Origin of the sequence: Bacteroides sp. ET71 (assembly GCF_023336905.1) — a bacterium.
In the GTDB taxonomy this organism is placed as follows: domain Bacteria; phylum Bacteroidota; class Bacteroidia; order Bacteroidales; family Bacteroidaceae; genus Bacteroides.
In genome coordinates, this window is the sequence record NZ_JAMBLS010000042.1 from 1 (window position 1) to 20,000 (window position 20,000).

18 protein-coding genes and 3 pseudogenes are annotated in these 20,000 nt (G+C 47.2%); 4 read left to right on the forward strand and 17 right to left on the reverse strand.

The window, feature by feature from the left end; all coding sequences use genetic code 11:
• Positions 1-130: 130 nt before the first annotated feature.
• The 8 genes from lysA to purU form a co-directional block, all read right to left on the reverse strand.
• Positions 131-1,291: a diaminopimelate decarboxylase gene (gene lysA, locus M3090_RS13940; protein ID WP_249057332.1), complete on the reverse strand. Its 1,161-nt coding sequence runs from the start codon at positions 1,289-1,291 to the stop codon at positions 131-133.
• Between the two features lie 65 nt (positions 1,292-1,356).
• Complete coding sequence (locus M3090_RS13945; protein WP_249057362.1) at positions 1,357-2,673, reverse strand: aspartate kinase; 1,317 nt, start codon at positions 2,671-2,673, stop codon at positions 1,357-1,359.
• A 17-nt stretch (positions 2,674-2,690) separates the two neighbouring features.
• Positions 2,691-3,398 carry a cell division ATP-binding protein FtsE gene (locus tag M3090_RS13950; RefSeq protein WP_249057334.1) on the reverse strand — a complete coding sequence of 236 codons (708 nt, stop codon included), beginning with the start codon at positions 3,396-3,398 and terminating at the stop codon, positions 2,691-2,693.
• Positions 3,383-3,997 (reverse strand): bifunctional phosphoribosyl-AMP cyclohydrolase/phosphoribosyl-ATP diphosphatase HisIE, encoded by a 615-nt coding sequence (gene hisIE / locus M3090_RS13955; protein WP_249057336.1) that lies wholly within the window; start codon positions 3,995-3,997, stop codon positions 3,383-3,385. The genes M3090_RS13950 and hisIE overlap by 16 nt, the downstream gene beginning before the upstream one ends.
• A gap of 30 nt (positions 3,998-4,027) precedes the next feature.
• The gene (gene hisF, locus M3090_RS13960; protein ID WP_249057338.1) at positions 4,028-4,789 is read right to left on the reverse strand and encodes an imidazole glycerol phosphate synthase subunit HisF; all 762 of its coding nucleotides are present in this window, start codon (positions 4,787-4,789) and stop codon (positions 4,028-4,030) included.
• 46 nt (positions 4,790-4,835) lie between these two features.
• Positions 4,836-5,558, reverse strand: coding sequence for a 1-(5-phosphoribosyl)-5-[(5-phosphoribosylamino)methylideneamino]imidazole-4-carboxamide isomerase (gene hisA / locus M3090_RS13965; RefSeq protein WP_249057340.1), 723 nt, complete (start codon positions 5,556-5,558; stop codon positions 4,836-4,838).
• 10 nt (positions 5,559-5,568) lie between these two features.
• Positions 5,569-6,171 carry an imidazole glycerol phosphate synthase subunit HisH gene (gene hisH / locus M3090_RS13970; RefSeq protein WP_249057342.1) on the reverse strand — a complete coding sequence of 201 codons (603 nt, stop codon included), beginning with the start codon at positions 6,169-6,171 and terminating at the stop codon, positions 5,569-5,571.
• A gap of 8 nt (positions 6,172-6,179) precedes the next feature.
• Positions 6,180-7,037: a formyltetrahydrofolate deformylase gene (gene purU / locus M3090_RS13975; protein WP_249057344.1), complete on the reverse strand. Its 858-nt coding sequence runs from the start codon at positions 7,035-7,037 to the stop codon at positions 6,180-6,182.
• Positions 7,038-7,435: 398 nt separating this feature from the next.
• Here purU and M3090_RS13980 point away from each other — a divergent pair.
• Positions 7,436-7,885 (forward strand): annotated as a pseudogene (locus M3090_RS13980) (aldo/keto reductase); the annotation flags it as partial.
• A 139-nt stretch (positions 7,886-8,024) separates the two neighbouring features.
• On the opposite strand, the gene M3090_RS13985 reads toward M3090_RS13980, so the two are convergent.
• The 4 genes and pseudogenes from M3090_RS13985 to M3090_RS14000 all read right to left on the reverse strand — a co-directional run bounded on the left by M3090_RS13985 (position 8,025) and on the right by M3090_RS14000 (position 10,299).
• Positions 8,025-8,498 carry a helix-hairpin-helix domain-containing protein gene (locus M3090_RS13985; RefSeq protein ID WP_249057346.1) on the reverse strand — a complete coding sequence of 158 codons (474 nt, stop codon included), beginning with the start codon at positions 8,496-8,498 and terminating at the stop codon, positions 8,025-8,027.
• A gap of 83 nt (positions 8,499-8,581) precedes the next feature.
• Positions 8,582-9,168, reverse strand: a pseudogene (locus M3090_RS13990) (sugar O-acetyltransferase).
• A 78-nt stretch (positions 9,169-9,246) separates the two neighbouring features.
• A pseudogene (locus tag M3090_RS13995) lies at positions 9,247-9,629 on the reverse strand (VOC family protein).
• 10 nt (positions 9,630-9,639) lie between these two features.
• Positions 9,640-10,299: a DUF1349 domain-containing protein gene (locus tag M3090_RS14000; protein ID WP_410553269.1), complete on the reverse strand. Its 660-nt coding sequence runs from the start codon at positions 10,297-10,299 to the stop codon at positions 9,640-9,642.
• A 233-nt stretch (positions 10,300-10,532) separates the two neighbouring features.
• Between M3090_RS14000 and M3090_RS14005 the strand changes: the two genes are divergently transcribed.
• The gene (locus M3090_RS14005) at positions 10,533-11,288 is read left to right on the forward strand and encodes a response regulator transcription factor (protein WP_249057348.1); all 756 of its coding nucleotides are present in this window, start codon (positions 10,533-10,535) and stop codon (positions 11,286-11,288) included.
• 133 nt (positions 11,289-11,421) lie between these two features.
• Here M3090_RS14005 and M3090_RS14010 read toward each other — a convergent pair whose 3' ends face one another.
• From M3090_RS14010 to M3090_RS14025, 4 genes are all read right to left on the reverse strand, one after another.
• On the reverse strand, positions 11,422-12,285 hold the full coding sequence (locus M3090_RS14010; protein WP_249057350.1) for an aldo/keto reductase: 864 nt from the start codon (positions 12,283-12,285) through the stop codon (positions 11,422-11,424).
• Between the two features lie 2 nt (positions 12,286-12,287).
• On the reverse strand, positions 12,288-13,136 hold the full coding sequence (locus tag M3090_RS14015; RefSeq protein ID WP_249057351.1) for an aldo/keto reductase: 849 nt from the start codon (positions 13,134-13,136) through the stop codon (positions 12,288-12,290).
• Between the two features lie 38 nt (positions 13,137-13,174).
• Positions 13,175-14,191 (reverse strand): aldo/keto reductase, encoded by a 1,017-nt coding sequence (locus M3090_RS14020; protein ID WP_249057353.1) that lies wholly within the window; start codon positions 14,189-14,191, stop codon positions 13,175-13,177.
• Positions 14,192-14,541: 350 nt separating this feature from the next.
• Entirely contained in the window at positions 14,542-15,060 is a 519-nt protein-coding gene (locus M3090_RS14025; protein WP_249057354.1) for a flavodoxin, read from the reverse strand.
• A gap of 134 nt (positions 15,061-15,194) precedes the next feature.
• Here M3090_RS14025 and M3090_RS14030 point away from each other — a divergent pair, with 134 nt between their 5' ends.
• Positions 15,195-16,022 carry a helix-turn-helix domain-containing protein gene (locus M3090_RS14030; protein ID WP_249057356.1) on the forward strand — a complete coding sequence of 276 codons (828 nt, stop codon included), beginning with the start codon at positions 15,195-15,197 and terminating at the stop codon, positions 16,020-16,022.
• Positions 16,023-16,532: 510 nt separating this feature from the next.
• Positions 16,533-17,042, forward strand: a complete 510-nt coding sequence (locus M3090_RS14035; RefSeq protein WP_249057358.1) for an ECF transporter S component — start codon at positions 16,533-16,535, stop codon at positions 17,040-17,042.
• 130 nt (positions 17,043-17,172) lie between these two features.
• On the opposite strand, the gene M3090_RS14040 is transcribed toward M3090_RS14035, so the two are convergent.
• On the reverse strand, positions 17,173-19,755 hold the full coding sequence (locus tag M3090_RS14040) for a family 78 glycoside hydrolase catalytic domain (protein ID WP_249057360.1): 2,583 nt from the start codon (positions 19,753-19,755) through the stop codon (positions 17,173-17,175).
• Positions 19,756-20,000: the final 245 nt, after the last annotated feature.

Below are 20,000 nucleotides of genomic sequence, written 5' to 3' on the forward strand. Positions count from 1 at the left end.
GATTACTTCAGATTACTATCTGAGATTACTTCAGATTACTATCTGAGATTGCTTCAGATTACCATCTACAAAAAAAGGGGGCAAGAACATACGTCCTCCCCCCTTATTGTCCGACAATAAAAAACGGTTCTTACAAGAATTCTTCCGACAGATAAGACTTCGGAAGAGCACGGCAGTTATATTGCGATGCCATAGCCTCACCGTATGCCCCGGCCGAACGGATGCCAATGAAATCACCGCGGCGAACCTCGTTCAAGTCAACTGCTTTGCCGAAGACATCGGACGACTCGCACACCGGACCGACCACATCGTAAGTCTGTACATCAAGCTCCGACGACAGGTTTTCAATCTTGTGATAAGCCTGGTAGAGTGCCGGACGAATCAGCTCCGTCATGCCCGCATCGAGGATGGCAAACTGCTTGTTCGCCCCCTGCTTGACGTAGAGCGTACGGGCGACGAGTGTACCGCATTGCCCCACGACGGCACGGCCCAACTCGAAATGCAACGTCTGCCAGGGGCGCAGGCGCAAGTGCGTGGCGTAGGTCGAGAAATACGACCGGAAATCGGGCACAGGCTGACGATTAGGATGCGCATAGTCAATGCCCAGTCCTCCGCCCACATTGATATAATCAACCCGTATCTGACGAGCCTCCAAACGGTCTTGCAGCTCGTTGACACGATTGCACAATGCAATGAAATCGCCCATATCCAAGATTTGCGACCCGATGTGAAAATGCAGGCCGATGAACTCCGTATGCTCTAACTCATGCGCCCGGTCGATGACACACTCCATGTCGTCCATACGGATACCGAATTTATTCTCAGCCAACCCCGTTGTGATATTGGCATGCGTATGCGCCCCCACGTCCGGATTAATACGCAAGGCCACCCGCGCACGCCTTCCCAGCAACGCCGCGCGCTGGTCGATGACCTCCAGTTCGGGCACCGACTCTACGTTGAAACAATAAATGCCATTCCTAAGGGCCAGATCAATCTCCCAATCAGCCTTGCCTACTCCGGCATAAACAATGCGCTCGGGCAAAAAGCCGGCACTCAAAGCAGCCTCAATCTCACCTCCGCTGACACAGTCAGCTCCCAGGCCCGCCTGCCGGATGAGCGTAAGCAAGCGCGGATTGGCATTGGCCTTAATGGCATAATGCACCTGAAATCGTTCATAACGGCCAGCCTCATCAGAGATGGCCTGCAAAGTATCACGTAACACATGTGTGTCGTAATAATAAAAGGGCGTTCTCAAACCCTCAAATTTCTCAATCGGAAAAGTTCCTTTCATCTGAAATTGGTATTGGTTAAAAAAGGGCGACCAAACGGGGTCGCCCTGCATCACGTCATCTGGATTTACTCATCAAAAAGAGCATGACTGAGCGACTGCAAAGCAGCTTTTTTATCACACTCACGGATAAGGAAAGAAATATTATAATTGCTTCCCCCGAACGAAATCATACGCACCGGGATATCCTTCATGGCATCAAGAGCTTTGGCCTCGAAACCTACATTTTCCCACTCCAAATCGCCAACGACACAAATAATACACATGTCGCGGTCGACCGTAACCGTTCCATACTTCTTCAGGTCATCCAGAATCTCATTCAAATGCTTCACATTATCTATTGAAACCGAAACACCGACTTCCGATGTACATATCATATCAATAGAAGTCTGATAGCTCTCAAAAATCTCAAAGACTTTACGCAAGAATCCATAAGCCAACAACATCCGGCTGGATTTTATCTTAATGGCCGTAATGTTATCCTTCGCCGCAACAGCCTTGATACGCCCCTTCTCCGTCTCATTGCTAATCAGTGTCCCTTCAGCCGTCGGATCCATCGTATTCAAAAGACGTACCGGAATATTCGCGTATTTAGCCGGTTGAATACAAGTCGGATGCAAGATTTTCGCCCCGAAATAAGCCAGTTCAGCCGCCTCCTCAAAATGCAAATGCCTGACAGGAGAAGTATGCTCAACAACTCTTGGATCATTATTGTGCATGCCGTCAATATCCGTCCAAATCTGTATTTCAGAAGCCTGCACGGCAGCCCCAATCAACGAAGCCGTATAATCACTGCCGCCACGCTGAAGATTATCAATCTCCCCATATGCATTGCGGCAAATAAATCCTTGTGTGATATAAATATCTGCATCCGGATGCAACTGAAGTTGGTTTTCCAGCTTCTCCCGAATATAGACCGGGTCAGGCTCACCATTCTTATCCGTACGCATAAACTCAAGAGCTGGCAAAAGCACAGCGTTCACCCCTTGCTCCTGCAAATACAAATGCATCAACCCCGTAGAAATCAATTCTCCTTGCGCAAGAATGACCTTCTCTTCAAACAAAGTAAACAGATCTTTAGTATAAGAACGGATATAATCAAAGTGTCCCCGTATCAGCTCCTGCCCTTTCTGTTTATACTCGGACGAATCATACAATTGATCAACATGTCCCCGATAAATAGCTTCTAGACGATTGATAATCTCATTGGCGCCTTCCGGATTTTTTTTATATAAATAATCCGAAATCTCAACCAAAGTATTCGTCGTCCCTGACATGGCAGAAAGCACAACAATCTTACGCTCTCTATCCATAATCAACTTAGCAACTTCTTTCATCCGCTGGGCGGATCCGACTGAAGTGCCTCCAAACTTTAAAACTTTCATTCCAGTATTCATTGTTATCAATTATTAGTTTCTATTTCATCCAGTTTTCCTCCCATTGTCTGCTCCATCAAACGATGATCCTGACAACAAAACACACGCCCCGGAAACTCACGAAGAAGCCCTGTATTATGCGTTGTCACAATGACCAAAACGCCGCTATGCGCTAATCCTTGCAACACGGCCATTATCGCCCGACCAGTTTCTCCATCCAAGTTTCCTGTCGGTTCATCAGCCAATATAATAGGAGGCCTATTCAAGACAGCCCGGGCAATTGCCACACGTTGCTGCTCCCCGCCCGATAACTCATAAGGACATTTATACCCCTTCCGCTCCATACCAACCAACGAAAGGACCTCATCAATGCGCTGAGCAATAAGTGCCTGCTCCTTCCATCCCGTAGCACGTAGCACAAATTCCAGATTCTCTGTTACCGTACGATCCATCAATAATTGGAAGTCCTGAAAAACGATACCCAAACGTCTACGTAAATCAGGTAATCTCTTTCGACGCAACCGCCGAAGATCGAACCCTAACACATTCGCTTCTCCCTGTTCAATATCCAACTCACCGTACAAGGATTTGAGCAAGCTGGATTTTCCAGATCCTACACGACCTATCAAATAAACCAACTCGCCAGACCCTAATGACAACTCAACGCCTCTCAACACGCACAACTCCTGTTGACAAATATCAACTGCCTTATATGAGATTAATGCTTCTTCCATGTTGGACAGTGACGTTCTTGTAACTCACGTGCTAAATCTTCAATACGATATCCCTTTGATGTCAACAACACGATAAGATGATATAATAAATCAGCACCTTCATAAATCAGACGCTCATCTGAACCATTACATGCCTCAATGACTGTTTCAACGGCTTCTTCTCCCACCTTCTGAGCCATTTTATTTACCCCAGATTGAAACAGACTAGTCGTGTATGAACCTTCTGGCATTTCCTCATATCTGCGGCAAATGAAATCTTGTAAAGTCTTCAAGAACATTACCGAGCTACTTTCATTTTTTTCTCCCCAACAAGTATCCGTTCCTTGGTGGCAGACAGGGCCCATCGGATGTACTCGAATCAGAAGTGTATCGTTATCACAATCCACCTTCATATCGACAACATTGAGAAAATTTCCGCTTTCCTCACCTTTAGTCCACAAACGTTTCTTTGTCCGGCTAAAAAATGTCACCCGACCGCTGTCCATTGTTTTCTGATAAGCTTCCTCATTCATAAAGCCTAACATCAGCACTTTTTCTGTTTCAGCATCCTGAATGATGGCCGGCACTAAACCACCCATCTTAGCAAAATCTAAATTCATCTCATCTGTAGTTTTTAGAAAAATATCCGTTCATAATGCCCGGACAGGAATTCCCAGGCTGCAAAGATACGATTTTAAATCCGGAATCTTTATTTCTCCGAAATGAAAAACACTGGCAGCCAATGCTGCGTCTGCTCCACCACTCAAAAAAACATCACGAAAGTGTTCAATCGTTCCAGCTCCTCCGGAGGCAATGACCGGAATAGACAATCGCTTTGTCAGCTCTGCTAAAGCTTCATTTGCATAACCAGTCTTTGCACCATCGTGATCCATGCTTGTAAACAAAATTTCACCTGCACCACGTTCCTGTGCTTCATATGTCCATTCCATCAGTTCACGTTCTGTTTCCACTCTGCCGCCATTCAAATAACATTTCCAAGCATCTTTCATTTGACATTTCGCATCCACTGCCAATACACACACTTGAGATCCAAAATGGCATGCAATCTCATCTATCAGCTCTGGTCTACGAATTGCAGCAGAATTCACAGTTATTTTATCTGCTCCAGCTTCCAACAAACGCTCCACATCCGACAATTCATGGATTCCTCCTCCAACAGTAAAAGGGATATTAATATTCTCTGCTATCCGTTTCACTAAATCTGTAAAAGTTTTACGCTTTTCAAAGCTGGCAGTGATATCTAAAAAAGCCAACTCATCAGCACCCTGTTCACTATAAGCACGTGCTAATTCAACTGGATCTCCAGCTTGACGAAGATTAACAAAATGAGTTCCTTTCACCGTCTGTCCGTCTTTAATATCCAAGCAAGGAATAATTCTTTTGGCCAACATACACAATAACGACTAATGGTTAGCAAATCGATTTTATAATGCTATCTTATGCAAACTGTTCTAAATCGCTCAACATAATACGTCCCTCATATAACGCCTTTCCTACAATAACTGCAGGAACTCCAACGCGCTCTAAAGCATATAAGTCGTCGACACTACCCACGCCACCGCTGGCTATCACTTTAAGCGAAGGATAGCGCTCCAGTATCCTCTTATATAACTCTACTGCCGGTCCCTGTAACATACCATCACGACCTATATCCGTACATATAACTTGCGTAACTCCTTTTCCTTCCACATAATGCTCCAAGAATGGGAACAATTGGCATGGAGTTTTTTCTTTCCACCCACCCGTCGCAATATAACCTTCATTCACATCTGCACCTAAAATGATGCGATCGCTGCCATACTCACATAGCCACCGACAAAAGGTTCCCGGGTCTTTCACTGCTACGCTTCCTCCTGTCACCATCGTTGCCCCACACTCGAATGCCACTCTTAAATCATCATCAGTCTTAATTCCTCCACCAAAATCAATGAACAACCCTGTGCCACTTGCCAAACGCTCTAACGTCCGATAGTTTACAATATGATGGGAAGCTGCTCCATCCAAATCTACTACATGCAGGCGACTTATACCATGAGCCTCAAAGGCCTTAGCCACCTCTAAAGGGTCATTATTATATATTTTCTTACTTTCATATTTACCTTGTGAGAGGCGTACACATTTTCCATCAATAAGATCAATGGCCGGAATCAATTCTATCATATGTCTATAATTAATGAGTCAGTGAAAGGAAATTGCGCAATATACGTTCGCCTACCCCGCCACTTTTTTCGGGATGAAACTGAGTAGCGAAGAAATTATCTTTCTGTAATGCAGCACTAAATGGGGAAATATAATCTGTTACTGCTGATGTGCACGCATGTAACGGCACGTAATAGCTATGTACAAAATACACATATTCTTCTTTTCCATCCACAAATCCATCGAATAAAGCGCCCCGCGTCTGCCCGATTGTATTCCACCCCATGTGTGGCACCTTATCCTCATGCCTGAGAGGAACAAATCGCTTAACTTCCGCATCAAAAATACCCAATCCGTCTGTATCACCTTCTTCCGAATGACAGCACATCAATTGCATCCCCAAACAAATCCCCAGCACAGGTTGAGTTAGTCCTAAAATCAAGTGATCCATTCCTGAAGTGCGAAGAAAACGCATAGTCGTAGCCGCTTCACCAACTCCAGGAAAAATTATACAGTCCGCCTGTCGCAACTGTTCTTTATCAGCAGTAATAATAGGTTCTACCCCTAGACGGCGCAAGGCATAATCTACGGAACGAATATTCCCTGCATTATATTTAATAATAGCAACGCTCATTTCTTTGTTTAGCTGAATATTACTGTTTTATTTTTGTAAGTCAGGATTTTCCGCTCAATATGCTTCTGAACAGCACGCGACAGAACTATCTTCTCTAAGTCCTTCCCTTTATTCACTAAGTCCTGTACCGTGTCTTTATGTGTTATCCGCACCACATCTTGTTCTATGATTGGTCCTGCATCAAGATGTGTTGTAACATAATGACTGGTTGCTCCTATGATTTTTACTCCGCGTTCAAATGCGGCGTGATAAGGTTTAGCTCCGACAAAAGCCGGAAGGAAAGAATGGTGTATGTTTATAATACGATTAGGGAACGCGTCTATCATTTGTTCAGAAACTACTTGCATGTAACGTGCCAATACTATGAAATTCACTCGATATTCTTCCATTAGCCGCAGTTCACGTTCTTCCTGCTCGATTTTATTTTCTTTTGTAATAGGGAAAAGATAAAACGGTATATCAAAACGCTTTGCGACGTGTTCCAAATCAGGGTGATTGCTGATAATCAGAGGAACATGTACATTCCATTCGCCTGCTGAATAACGCGCTAACAGATCGTATAAACAATGTGACATCTTCGAGACGAAAATAGCCATACGAGGCGTATAATCAGAGAAATACAGGCGAAATTCCATCGCATATTTCTGCGCATAGAGCGTAGCAAAATAATCATGAATTTTTTCCTGGGGCACCAGAAAGCAGTCTAACTCCCACTCTATACGCATGAAGAAAATATTCTCTACATGATCCACATATTGGTCCAGATAGACAATGTTCCCTTTATTCACAGTAATAAAGTCGGTCACCTCTGCCAAAATGCCCGGTCGGTCTGGACAATGCAACAACAATTTTGCTGTTTTCATCATTCTCTTTCTTTTTGATTACAATATTAGCATCATACGGGTGCAAAAATAACGATTAATTGCTAAATAACGAACATTTCGCACAAGAAGTTTTTCCTTTTCCAATTACATGCCATTTCCTTAAAATGACACAAATAAGAGAGTGGGAAAAGTCAATACCATAACTCTTCAGTATTTCTGTGCTAATATTAAGCATTTCCTCGGCCAGTGTTAAGCATTTCCTCGGCTAGTGTTAAGCGTTTCCTCGGCTAGTGTTAAGCGTTTCTTTCTTCAATTTTCACGTATCACTTCCTTTGCTGACAATATCCGTAAATATGTTACAATCATCCGTAAATATGTTATCCCCTTTCCAGCGACTGTCCGCTACCTTTGCACCAGAGTTAACACAGAAAACGATAATTATGGACCGTAGAAACTTTCTGAAACAAGCATCGAGTTATGCCTTGCTTGCCGCAGGAACGATGGCAGGTGTGTCAGATGTCTTTGCTGGCACATCGTCCACGCCGGGCACGCAGACGAACAATGTAATAAACCAATCAAAAGGAGGGAACATGGAACAGCGTAATCTGGGCGGATTGAACGTATCCGCCATCGGTTTGGGTTGCCTGCCTATGGTGGGTTATTATGGCGGGAAATACGAAAAGAAAGACATGGTAGCCCTCATCCGCCGGGCATACGACAAAGGCGTCACTTTCTTTGATACAGCCGAGGTATATGGACCACACACCAGCGAGGAATGGGTGGGCGAAGCCGTCGCCCCATTCCGCGACCGAATAAAGATAGGCACGAAGTTCGGCTTCGGCGTGGAAGAGGGACAGCCTACGGCATTGAACAGCCACCCCGACCACATCGATGGTAACGTGACGATAATACTTTCATTAGATAAGCCATAACCATGCACCCGACGTGGATGTAGCTAGCCGTGAAGCTATCCATTCCCTTGATATATTAGAGACGGAGGCATCATTAGCAACCAACAAGATACAACTATTATTTATCGGCTTTACTTAGATTGTCCAACATCTTCCGCAGGTTCGCGGCATTCTGTTCGTCGGAAATTGTAGGGTCCTTCAAAAAGCGTTCGCAAGGAAGCGCTGCACATTTGCCACAATTATGTAGTCGTTTCTTGTTCACGCAACAATCATACACGCGGCAGCAATCGTCGCCCGTGTATTGTAGCCAAAAAACTTTCCCTTTTATCTTCCGGCATCCGGCACACTGCAAAGGAAACAGTCTGCACTCTATACAGATAGCTCCGCAGGGCGATGGCTTGACATATTCATCCTTCCAGTACCACCACTGACATTTCGCAGGGTCGGGATTTTCTGTATTCACAAAATATTCGACAGCCCGGTACAGGTAAAGCTGGCAGCGGTCGAGTACACATCCACGCAAATCACATTCCTCGGCATACAGTTCATCTGCCTTCTTACCTTTCAGCGATTCGATGGTGGTGTAGCCCATCGCTATCAGATCTTGTTCGGTCTTTTTCCTACGCTGGGGATTTTACGAAGTTCAGTCATTGTTGTTTGTTGTAATATAGTCTATTATAATTCACGGATTACCCTACAAGGATTTCCCACTGCCACGCAGTTTGCCGGAATGGAGTGTGTCACCACACTACCCGCACCGATGACAGAATTATCACCGATGCTGACACCAGGCAAGACGATACTTCCGCCGCCTATCCAAACGCAATTGCCAATCGTAATCGGTAAAGCACGTGTACGGAAAAACAGTTCGCCGGATTTTTCATCCCAATCTTCGATGAACCGTTCTTGTGGTAGAATGGGATGAGTGGACGTGTATAGCTGGACATTGGGAGCGATAAGGACTTGATTACCTATGCGTATGATGTTCTCATCAAGAAATGTGCAGTTCATATTGACAATAGTCTTTTCTCCAATGAAAATATGCTTACCACATTGACAGGTGAAATTCACGTCGATGCTGGAATGTTTGCCGATACTGCCCAGCATCTGATGCAGGATGTCGGCACGTTTTTCCCCGTCTGCGATGTCCGTAGCATGAAGCGGGCAAGAAGGCGTTTGGTTTGCACCATCATTTCCAAAACTTCGGGGTCGAACCTGTTACAGTATTCCCCGTCAAGGAAATGTTGACAGTTCGTTTTCATATCGCACGATTTTAATATTGATGCTTGCGAAGATAAGGAAAAACAAGGAGCGTAACAAAAATCTTGCTTCCCTATTGTTCACGCCGTTATCTCCACATAATTGCCTTCCGGGTCGGCAACAGCACTCTCATAATATCCGTCTCCTGTAGTTCGAGGCTCACTCAAAATGGTATAACCGTCTTTTCTTAATCGTTCGGTAAGCGTATCTACCATTTCCGGACTTCCTACAGCGATGGAAAAGTGTGCCAATCCCATCAGATTTCCTCTGCTTACCGGGGTTCCCATACCGGGCTTGTGCATCAATTCAATGCGTGTTTCCTCTTCTTCAAAAAACAGGAAATAAGAGGTGTTTTAATCGGATTGATATATCTATCTCCGCAGCGTAAATTGAAATACTTCATATAAAACGCACGAAGCAGTTCTATGTCGTCTGCCCAAATGGCTAAGTGTTCTATTTTCATACCACTTGTTTTAGTTCTTTTTCTCACTGTTTTTCTCCAACCACTGTACCCGGCGCAAGTCAGGCAAATGCTTGATGGAAAAGCCTTCAAACCGTGCCTTGAAGCCATTCCCGTCCGGGCAGGCTCCCATAATGCCTACCATGACCGGACAGTTGTCCTGTAGCCAGGCATTGCGCATCAGGGTGTATTCCTTGTCATCGAAAGAATAGAATATCTCTACGGCATCCAACCGGCGCACGGCCTTTATCCACACGAACGGTACGGGCTTGTCCAGAGGTATGATGCTCCAGTCGCTTGTGTGGTGGGTAACAACGGTGCTGAGGTTGTACTTGCCATCCACAAACTCAATGCCGGCCTTGATGTAGTTCTCGTGGTCGATGCGCAGCATCAGCCCCGACTGGTCGAAACGTGTCCGGTAATCGCCCGATATCTTCACCTTAACTTCAAACTCGCCTCCACGCAGGGTGTACAGGAAGGGGGCATCGTCCACGGTAAAACCATAGTGGGATATGCGCCAGTAATCGGTCTGCGGCGTAACATCCATGAGGAGCGTGTTGCCGTCAATTTCCCACTGTGCAGGTTCGTTGAACCACTGCATTTTCTCCAATGACTGTGCCATGCCGGTGAGTGAAGCCGTGGCCATCAGTCCGCTAAATACTAACTTCTTCAAATCTTTCATACCTGATTTTAGTTTTTAAGTTTTCAAGTTCATGAGTTTTTAAGTTAGAGTATGATATAAAAGTTTGTGAACTCAAAACCGACAAACTCAAAAACTTAAAAACTCAAGAACTCATGAACTCATGAACTCATGAACTCATGAACTCACAAATTATTTATCTTTGCAAAGATAACGCCTTATGACAGGTTGTACAATGATTATAAATAACCATTTTGTCAGCTAATATGAAGACGATAAACAGGTTGAACAGGGAATTTTTCTCGCAGGACTTCTCCGAAGAAGAACCGTATGCTGAATGGCTGGAAAGATATAAAACTATAGCCTGCAACTATGCACGGATGGAAAATGCCATTGCCGTATTGAGCGATATGCGGGACAATGCAAGTTATGTCTATTATGGAGGGTTTTCGCAAACATTGGGGATGGGCAGAAACCGCAAGGAGGGCAGGCTTCCTTCCATCTGGGAAGAAGAAATCTTCCGGCTCATTCATCCGGATGATTTGTCGGGCAAGCATTTGCAGGAACTCCGTTTTTTCCATTTCATGAAGCACCGGCCTAAAAAGGAACGCTCCGATTATTACCTGGCAAGTCGGCTCCGCATGAGGAACGCCACCGGCGACTATGTGCCTGTATTGCACCGGATGTTTTATATTCCAAGCCCTTGTGACGATACCTTGCGGTTGGCATTGTGCCTTTACGGTCCTCTGCTGCTGGACATTCCCGGCCAATGTGTGATCATTCATTCCGCCAGCGGACATATCGTGGAGCTGGAAAAACAGGACAACACCCGCATCCTGTCCGCCAGGGAGAGGCAGGTATTAAGTCTGATAGACAAGGGACTGACCAGCAAAGGCATAGCCGAAACGCTTTCAATCAGCATTCATACCGTCAACCGGCACAGGCAGGAAATCTTAGGCAAGCTGCAGGTCGGGAACGCCATCGCAGCTTGCCGGGTAGCAAAAGAATTGGAGCTAATCTGATTCGTCAATCCTTTCCAACTTAAAAATAACAAAAAGCGTTCCGCTATCCAAATTTCGAAGCAATAGGGAGACAGCTTCCGTTTGAAGATGATAAGGATATTGGAAAAATGAGAGATTCTCTCCAAAAACAGCCTTACCGCTTATCCGGATTGAACTGCCTGTCATAGTCCAGCAGGAATTTCGCCAATGCCGGGTCGTTGAAATCGGCTGCCAGCGGCTTTCCGCCATCCAACCGGCGGATTGCATTCCGCTCTTCGTCCGTCAGTTCAAAGTCGTCAAGGGCAAGGTTGCTGGCCATACGTTCCTTGTGCGTGGTTTTGGGGATAGCGATGATGCCTTCGTCCGTCAGGAATTTCAAGGCGACCTGTGCGTTGTCTTTCCCATACTTGGCACCGATGGCGCGCAACGTCTCGTTGATAAAGAAACCGTTTGCTCCCTGAGCCAGAGGCCCCCACGCCATGAGGTGCGTGCCGTAGGGCTTCACCAGTTCGCGCATCTTCACCTGTTGGCAGAACACATGCGTTTCCAGTTGTACGACGGCAGGCTTAACCTCCATATTCTCGGCAAGGTCAATGAAACGGGCATCATAGAAGTTGCTCAACCCGATGGCACGGACTTTCCCAGCCTTGTACGCCCGTTCCATAGCACGGTATGTACCGTAATAATCGCCGAAAGGCTGATGGATGAGCAGCAGGTCGATGTAATCGGTTTGGAGCTTGCGGAGCGATTCATCAATGCTTCGTGCCGCCCGTTCGTCGCCAGCGTTGGAAATCCACACCTTGGTAGTCAGAAACAGTTGTTCGCGCGGAACGCCACTCCGACGGACGGCATTGCCTACGCCTTCTTCATTATAATACGCTTGTGCTGTGTCAATCGAACGGTAACCTGCCCGGATGGCATCCAGCACGTGTTGCTCACACTCGTTGGGGGCAATCTGAAATACGCCGTAGCCTATAAGAGGCATCTCGACGCCGTTGTTCAATGTAAGGGTTCTCATTGTTATTCGTGTATTTTAAGTGTTCCGATATATTTTGTAGTAGCCAGGTCCATATCGTCATAGATGGGGCTGCGCCCGGTATCCAGCGTGGCGATGCGTTGCATCTCTTCGTCCGTCAGGGTAAAGTCGAAGATGTCGAGGTTCTCCGCCATCCGCTCCTTGCGCACGGTCTTGGGGATGATGACCACATTCCGCTGATTCAACCAGCGCAAAACGACCTGCCCTACCGTCTTGCCATGCTTGGAGGAGATGGCTTTCAGGACGGGATTGTTCCAGATGTCGTTCTGTCCTTCGGCAAAGGGCGCCCACGCTTCGTGCTGTATGCCTTCCTGCCGGAGAAAGGTGTTGGCAGCCTGCTGCTGGAAGAAGGGATGCGTCTCCAGTTGGTTGACCGCCGGTTTCACCTCGTTGTGCAAGAAGAGGTCTTGCAGACGCTCATTGCTGAAACTCGTCACCCCAATGGCACGAATACGTCCTTCCTTATAGAGCCGTTCCGCCGCCCGCCATGCCGCATAATAGTTGCCGTAGGGCTTGTGCAACAGATAAAGGTCGAGGTAATCCAGCCCGAGCTTCTTCATTGAGAGGTCAAAGGCACGCAGGGCATCGTCGTACTCATAATCCTGTACCCACAATTTGGTGGTCACAAAAATATCCTCCCGTTTCAGTTCGCTCTGGCGGATGGCGTTGCCCACCTGCTCTTCGTTGAAATAAGAAGCAGCCGTGTCTATCATCCGGTAGCCCGTTTCCAAAGCTTCGCTCACTATGCGTTCCGTGTCCTTGACCGGAATCTGGAAGACGCCAAAACCTATCGCCGGCATCATCACTCCGTTGTTCAATGTTACTGTTTGCATAACTTGTTGTTTTTATGGGGTTATTATTATTTGATGTCTTATTTGTCTGTTCTCTTCCATTTGTTCCCAAATGCACTCTGTTCCGTCTCCATGATGCCGCGATGTCCGTAGATGGTGCAGGCATCGAGGGCTGCTTCCAGCGTACGGAACTCTTCATCGGTCAGTTCCACATCGGCGGCACCGAGGTTTTCCAAGATACGCTCCTGATTCTTCGAGCCGGGGATAGGTACCACGTTGGGATACTTGTGGAGCATCCATGCAAGGGAAATCTGCGCATTGGTGGCGTGCTTCTTCGCCGAGTATTCGGCAAGGATGTCGAGCACGGGCTGGTTGGCGATGATGTTCTCGCGGCTCAACTGAGGCACGAATTTGCGTACATCGTCCACCGCCTCGAACTGCGTATCCGCCTTAATCTTGCCGGAAAGGAAGCCGCTGGCTATCGGGGAGAAGGGCACTACGCCGATGTTGCGCTCCAGGCAGTACGGGAATATCTCCTTCTCGCAGTCGCGCTCCAGCATGGAGTAAAGGTTCTGCACGGCGGCAACGGGCGTCACGGCATGCGCTTTTGCCAATATATTCACATCCACCTGCGACATACCCCAAGCACGGATAACACCCTCCTTGATGAGCCGTCCCATTGCAGCGGCTATTTCCTCAAACGAAACGTGTTCATTGACACGATGCAGGTAATAGAGGTCGATGTAGTCCGTCTGCAAGTTCTTCATCGACTGCTCCAAATGCTTGCACGTGGCATCGTAGATACTTGTGCCGTCCGCAATCTCCGATTCGTGGAGGAACATCTTGGTGGCAAGCACGATGTCCTTGCGGAACGGGGCGACAGCCTTGCCCACCAACAATTCGTTGTGTCCGGGAAAGAAAACCACGTCACCATACACCTCCGCCGTGTCGAAGAAAGTGCAGCCCGCCTCGTATGCCTTGCGGATAGCCTCGATACTGTATGCCTCTTCGGGCACTTGTCCGTAGCCGTGGGAAAATCCCATGCAGCCCATGCCAATCTCGGAAACTTCTACTTGTCCTAATTTTCTTGTCTTCATATTATTCATTCTTTATAATTTGTCCTTGTCTTTGCTGACGACAGAAGCTCTCCGCGTTCGCGAGGGCTGTCGTCGGCGTTTTTAATACTTATCCTGACGGATTGGTGCTGTCGTCACCCTCCGACAAGGGTTCTCCAAGTTCGCAAGCCCTGTCGTCGCTGTTTTCAGTGCTTATCCTGACGGATTCGTGCTGTCGTAGCCCTCCGACGGTGCTTATCCTGACGGATTGGCGTTGTCGGAGATGACGGCGGAAAATGTTAACAAAGATGAGGTCGGACTTCATCCTACATCAAGTCCGGGTTCATGGTACATCAAGTCCGGCCTCATCCTACCTCATGTCCGGGGCGAGTTTACATACCGTTTTGCTTCAACCATTCCTTTATCAGCCTGTCCGATGAAGCCGCAGCACTTCCACGGATGGCAAGCCCGTCTTTCACTTCCGTGCCGGGGCAGACTTTTCGGATATCATCCACGCTATGACCCAGTCCGCTGCCCTCATGGGTGCAGAACGGAAGTATCTTCTTCCCGGTGAGGTCGTATGCTTCCAAGAAAGTGAACACGCACATCGGCATCGTGCCCCACCAGTTGGGATAGCCGAGAATAATCGTGTCATATTGTTCCATATTCTCGACTTGTCCTGTCAGCGCGGGGCGTTCTTTGCTTTGGAGTTCCTGCATGACGACCTCTGTCATTTCCGTATAGTCAGCCGGATATTCCTTGACGGTTTCTATCCGGAAGCTGTCAGCACCGGTCAGTGCGGCAATCTTGCCCGCTACACTTTCGGTGTTGCCCTGTTGCAGTTTCTTGATAACGCCGCCGACATAGTTCTCGCCCCGGCGCGAATAATAAACTATCAGTGCTTTGCTCATTGTCTTTTTCGTTTCTGATTACGGTGCAAAGTTACAGCGCTTTTACACGCTCTATGTTTCACAAAAGGTATCTAATGTTTCACGAAAAGCACAAATCGTTTGGCGCTCTCCGGATAATGCCCTAATTTTGCGGCATGGCAAAGGATAAAGAACTGAAAATCGTATATTCCACCCTGTTCCAACTGATAGGGTCGGTCAAGCTGCGGGGTTGGTGCGTGCACATGGTGTGTCTGCATGGAGAAGGCTTTTTTACTTACGACGGCCGCCCGTTTCATGTGAAGAAGCATGACGCTGTGGTCATCAATGCGCCCCAGCAAGTGCATGTAGTCGGTCAGAGCGAAGATTTGAAAGTGGAAGTCTTGGCAGCCCCGCATGATTTCCTCTCCAACCAGCTTCCGGCGAATAATTATGGTATAGGAGGCAGTATCAGCCTGTACGACAACCCTGTCATCCCCTTGTCGGAAGAGGATGCGGAGACGTTGGTGCGCGACATACACCATATCCGCGACCGCATCGCCGATACCGGCCATCTGTTTTACCGCGAGCTGATAGGCGGGCTGGCCCTTCCGCTGATTTATGACTTGTTTTATTTCCACGCCAAGAACCGTACCCCGATATTCGCCACGGACAGGAGCATGTATGTCGTGAAGGAACTGATGGCGTTGCTGGAAAGTGGACGCAGCAAGAAATACCGGGAAGTTGCTTATTATGCCGAACAGCTGAACGTAACCGTCAAATACCTCTCCAATACCGTAAAGCGGCAGACGGGCAAGAGCGTCACCTATTATATCGACCGTTACACCGTCCCGATGATAAAGGAATACCTCAACAATCCCGACCTTTCCATCGTGCAGATTGCAGAGGAAATGAACTTCACGACGCTCTCTTATTTCAGCCGGTATGTGACCAAGCATCTGGGGATGTCGCCGAAGGCTTATAGGGAATCATTGATGCCACGGTAGACTTCGACTATTCTCAATGATAAGCCCGCTTGGTATCCACAACAAATGTGGGGATGCCACAAATCGTTTTAGGATGAATGAATGATCACTGTGACCCGCCGTAAAGAGTATCTGATAGTGTTGCCAAAGGGTATCTGATACTGTTGATGAAGGGTATCAGATACCCTTAAAGTGCCCTACACGTGAGGGTAAGATTGACACCCATATAAGGGTATTGAGGAAGACCCATATAAGGGTGTTAACAATACCCCTTGCATGGGGACTGAAAGCCCTATGGATGTTGGCAGGGCTGCCGTCTTCCCCTTTCCCGAACACGAGCCAGGCCGCTTCCACCAACAGCGAATCATTTTTCTGTAAAATAGTTATAACTTTCTGTGGTTTCGGTTGCTCTTCACTACGTGCAAAACCTTATCTTTGCAACCGAATAACAATTCATCAAAAGAAAAGGAATAAAAGTTTCCGAGTAAATAACCAACTTCGTTTAATCCAACTCTAAAAAACAAATACATTATGCAAACAACCGTAAGACTTTATGACTTAAATTACGACGAAGCAAAGACCTACCTGGCTGCCGCATTGTTCGTAACAGGCAACATCGCTTTGCCGCAACTGTTTCACCTGATTCCCCAAGGAGGGGTGACATGGTTGCCAATTTACTTCTTCACCCTTGTCGGTGCCTACAAATATGGCTGGAAAGTAGGAATGCTGACTGCCATCGCTTCGCCGATTGTCAACTCTCTGATATTCGGCATGCCGGCATGGGGAGTACTCCCTGCCATCCTGCTCAAATCCATTTTATTATCCGCTGCCGCCGGATATGCAGCCCATAAATGGCAGAAAGTATCGCTACCGCTGATGCTGGGCGTTGTCCTTTTCTACCAGATAACCGGCACCTGCGGCGAATGGCTGATGAAAGGCAATTTTTATGATGCCATCCAAGATTTCAGGATAGGCGTACCGGGCATGTTACTGCAAGTCATTGGCGGTTTCCTGTTCGTCAAGTACTTAATGCGCAAATAGAAGCTAAAACATTCTCTTTGATTTTGCAAGCCGTATTGTAGGGAACATTCCATCTATGAGAACACCATGTCTCTGTCAGATAATGCAATCCCTACAATACGGCTTTAAGCGTTAAAGAATCCCGGCTACCTCATCTTTCAACGACATATTCATGCCCCCCGGCAGTAACATCCGGTAGAACCTTAACCTGACTGTTTCCCCAGCGGGGAAGAATAACAGTGGCTGACGTATTGACCGGAATCTCCACGTATAAATGCAGATTCCCATCTTCATCTTTCTTCCATTCAGAAACGACCTTGCCATATAAGGTAGCATACGAAGCCTTACAATACTCAAGTTCCTCTACCGGTGAAGGAGCTATAAAGAAATGCTTCATGCCAGGTCTGTCTACATCGGGCCTGATGCCAGCCAGCGAACGGTAGAACCAAGCAACCACACTGCCGAACATCGGATGGCAATGTCCTCTTCCGCCAGGGTCTCCCCCACCGTCCCAGGTTTCCCACAACGTGCTATTCTTCTCATCCAACAAGTAGGCATATCCAGGAAAATCGCGCTGGTTCATCAGCCTATAAGCCACATCGGCACGTCCATTCTCTGTCAGCACCTCCAGCAAAAGCGGAGTCCCGAAAATACCGGTGTCAAAATGGTAATTGAGCGACTTGATATGTTCGAGCAAGGCATCGAACACCGCTTCACGTTTGTCATCGGGCACAAGTCCAAAACCAAGCGCAAACACATCTGAACCCTGACGGCCCTGCCAATAGTGATGGGTATTGGAGTCATAAAATGCCTTATTAAAGTCGTCTTTTATCGTTTGCGCCAAAGCCTCGAAAGATGCGCGGTCATCCTGCTTGCCCAGTATACCGGCCACCTTGGCCATGATACAGGTCACATAGTAATAATACGCCGTATTAACCAACTCTGTGGGGACCTCTACCCGATTATACAAGGTACACCATTCACCCAGACACCAGCCGCGCGGTTCCTCACGAACCACGAGTCCTCTCTCGTCGGTACGCGTACCCAGATAACTAATCCATTGCTTCATGCCTTCGTAATGCCGACGCAAAAGCAACGTATCACCATAATGTCGGTAATACCCCCAAGGCACGATAACGTAAGCCGATCCCCAGGCCGGACCACCGCCTCCACCGCCAAAAGGCGCCGTATGAGGGACGTAACCGGTCACTTTATTGCGAGCATCGTCCATGTCGTCTATGAACTTGCGCAAGAAACGTGTCATATCATACGTATAAAGCAATCCTTCCGTGATAACTTGCCCGTCACCCGTGTATGCCAGACGTTCGCGGTGAGGGTCGCTACTTATAATCCCCTTGAAATTGGCGTGCATAGTGCGATTGTGAGCCTCCACAATGCGGTTAAACAGCTCGTTTGAGCACTCAAAAGTGCTTGCATTACGCACGTCCGTATAAATGTTCTTCACTATCAGACTCTCTTTTGAAAGTTTCACGCCTTTCGTCACAGCCTCCACCCAGCGGAATGTGTGCCACGTGAAGCGTGGTTCCCACTCTTCTGGACCTCCACCTTTCAAGACGTACGTATCCACCTGCCCGTAATCCATCTCTTCTTCACTAATAAAGCGCAGACGAATTTCATCTCCGGCTTTTCCTTCCACACGCAGTGCACACCAACCAGACACAGTTTCCGGTAGTGTGTAACGATAAGTACTGTCATTTAATTGCTCAAACGTACATGACACAGTATCCATTATCCGATTGAAAGGCACAGTCTGCGCACGCAAGACTCCCGTAGGCGGACGCACCACCAGAGCAGGTTTCCAAGAAGAGTCATCGTAATCTGGACAGTTCCATGCACCTAGTTCTTTACGTGCATCATACACCTCACCCGTGAAAATAGCGTCATGCAGTAAAGGCCCAGTGGAAGTCTTCCAGGTTCCATCTGATACGACAATCTCCTCCGTGCCATCCTTGTACAGAATACGCAACTGCATAATCAGCCGAGGAACATCATACCACATGTGTCCCTCTACGATACGGTCGCGCTGATTATACCATCCGTTACCCAGCACCATGCCAAGAGAATTGCCACCATTCTGCAACAAAGAAGTCACATCGAAAGTATTATAAAATAACCGTTGTGTTGATTGGTCGTCGTAGTAGTAAAGCAAATTCTTCAGTGAACGCCTGTCATAATTCGTTACGGCAGGAGCCAACACCTGATCACCCACCTTTGCACCATTGACATACAACTCATAAAATCCGAGGCCACTGACATAGGCCGTCGCCTTTTTCACCGTTTTGCTGATAGTGAAATCTTTGCGAAAATAAGGTGCAGGGGTAGTAAATACGGAATCGGGCTGAACATCCATCCGGTCGGCAATCCAATATGCTTCCCAATCGGAAGCCTGCAACAGCCCCATGCTCCACGTTGCTGTCCTGCTCCAACCGGAGGATGCACCACTTTCATCCCAGACCATCACTTTCCACCATACTTGTTCTCCCGAAAGTAACTTGCGTCCTCCATAGCGCACTTGTGAATCCCCTGAAGTCACCTTGCCAGAATCCCAACAATCGGCTTTATCGTTTTCCAGTATCTCCAAAGAACTTGCCACAAGCACCCGGTAAGCTTCTTGCGATTTGCCGCTAACAGCGGAACATAACTGCCAACGTAGCAATGGAGCCTCTTCTTCCACCGATAACGGGTTGACTTCATACTCACATTGCAGTTCCATTACCTGGAGCTCTCCTCCTTTGCAAGAGAAAAATAAACATAATATGAGGGATACCCCTAAAGCTTTCATTACATAAGAATACATAATATTAACGTGAATTCGATATAAGAAATAAAATTATTTATTTGAGAATTAGAAACATAGCGATAAGAGTCTTAATTTTATAGTATCCAATTATAACATTTAAGCGATTACCACAATGTTCTCAGAGGCTAAAGTTACAGAGATTTATTGTATGGCGGATA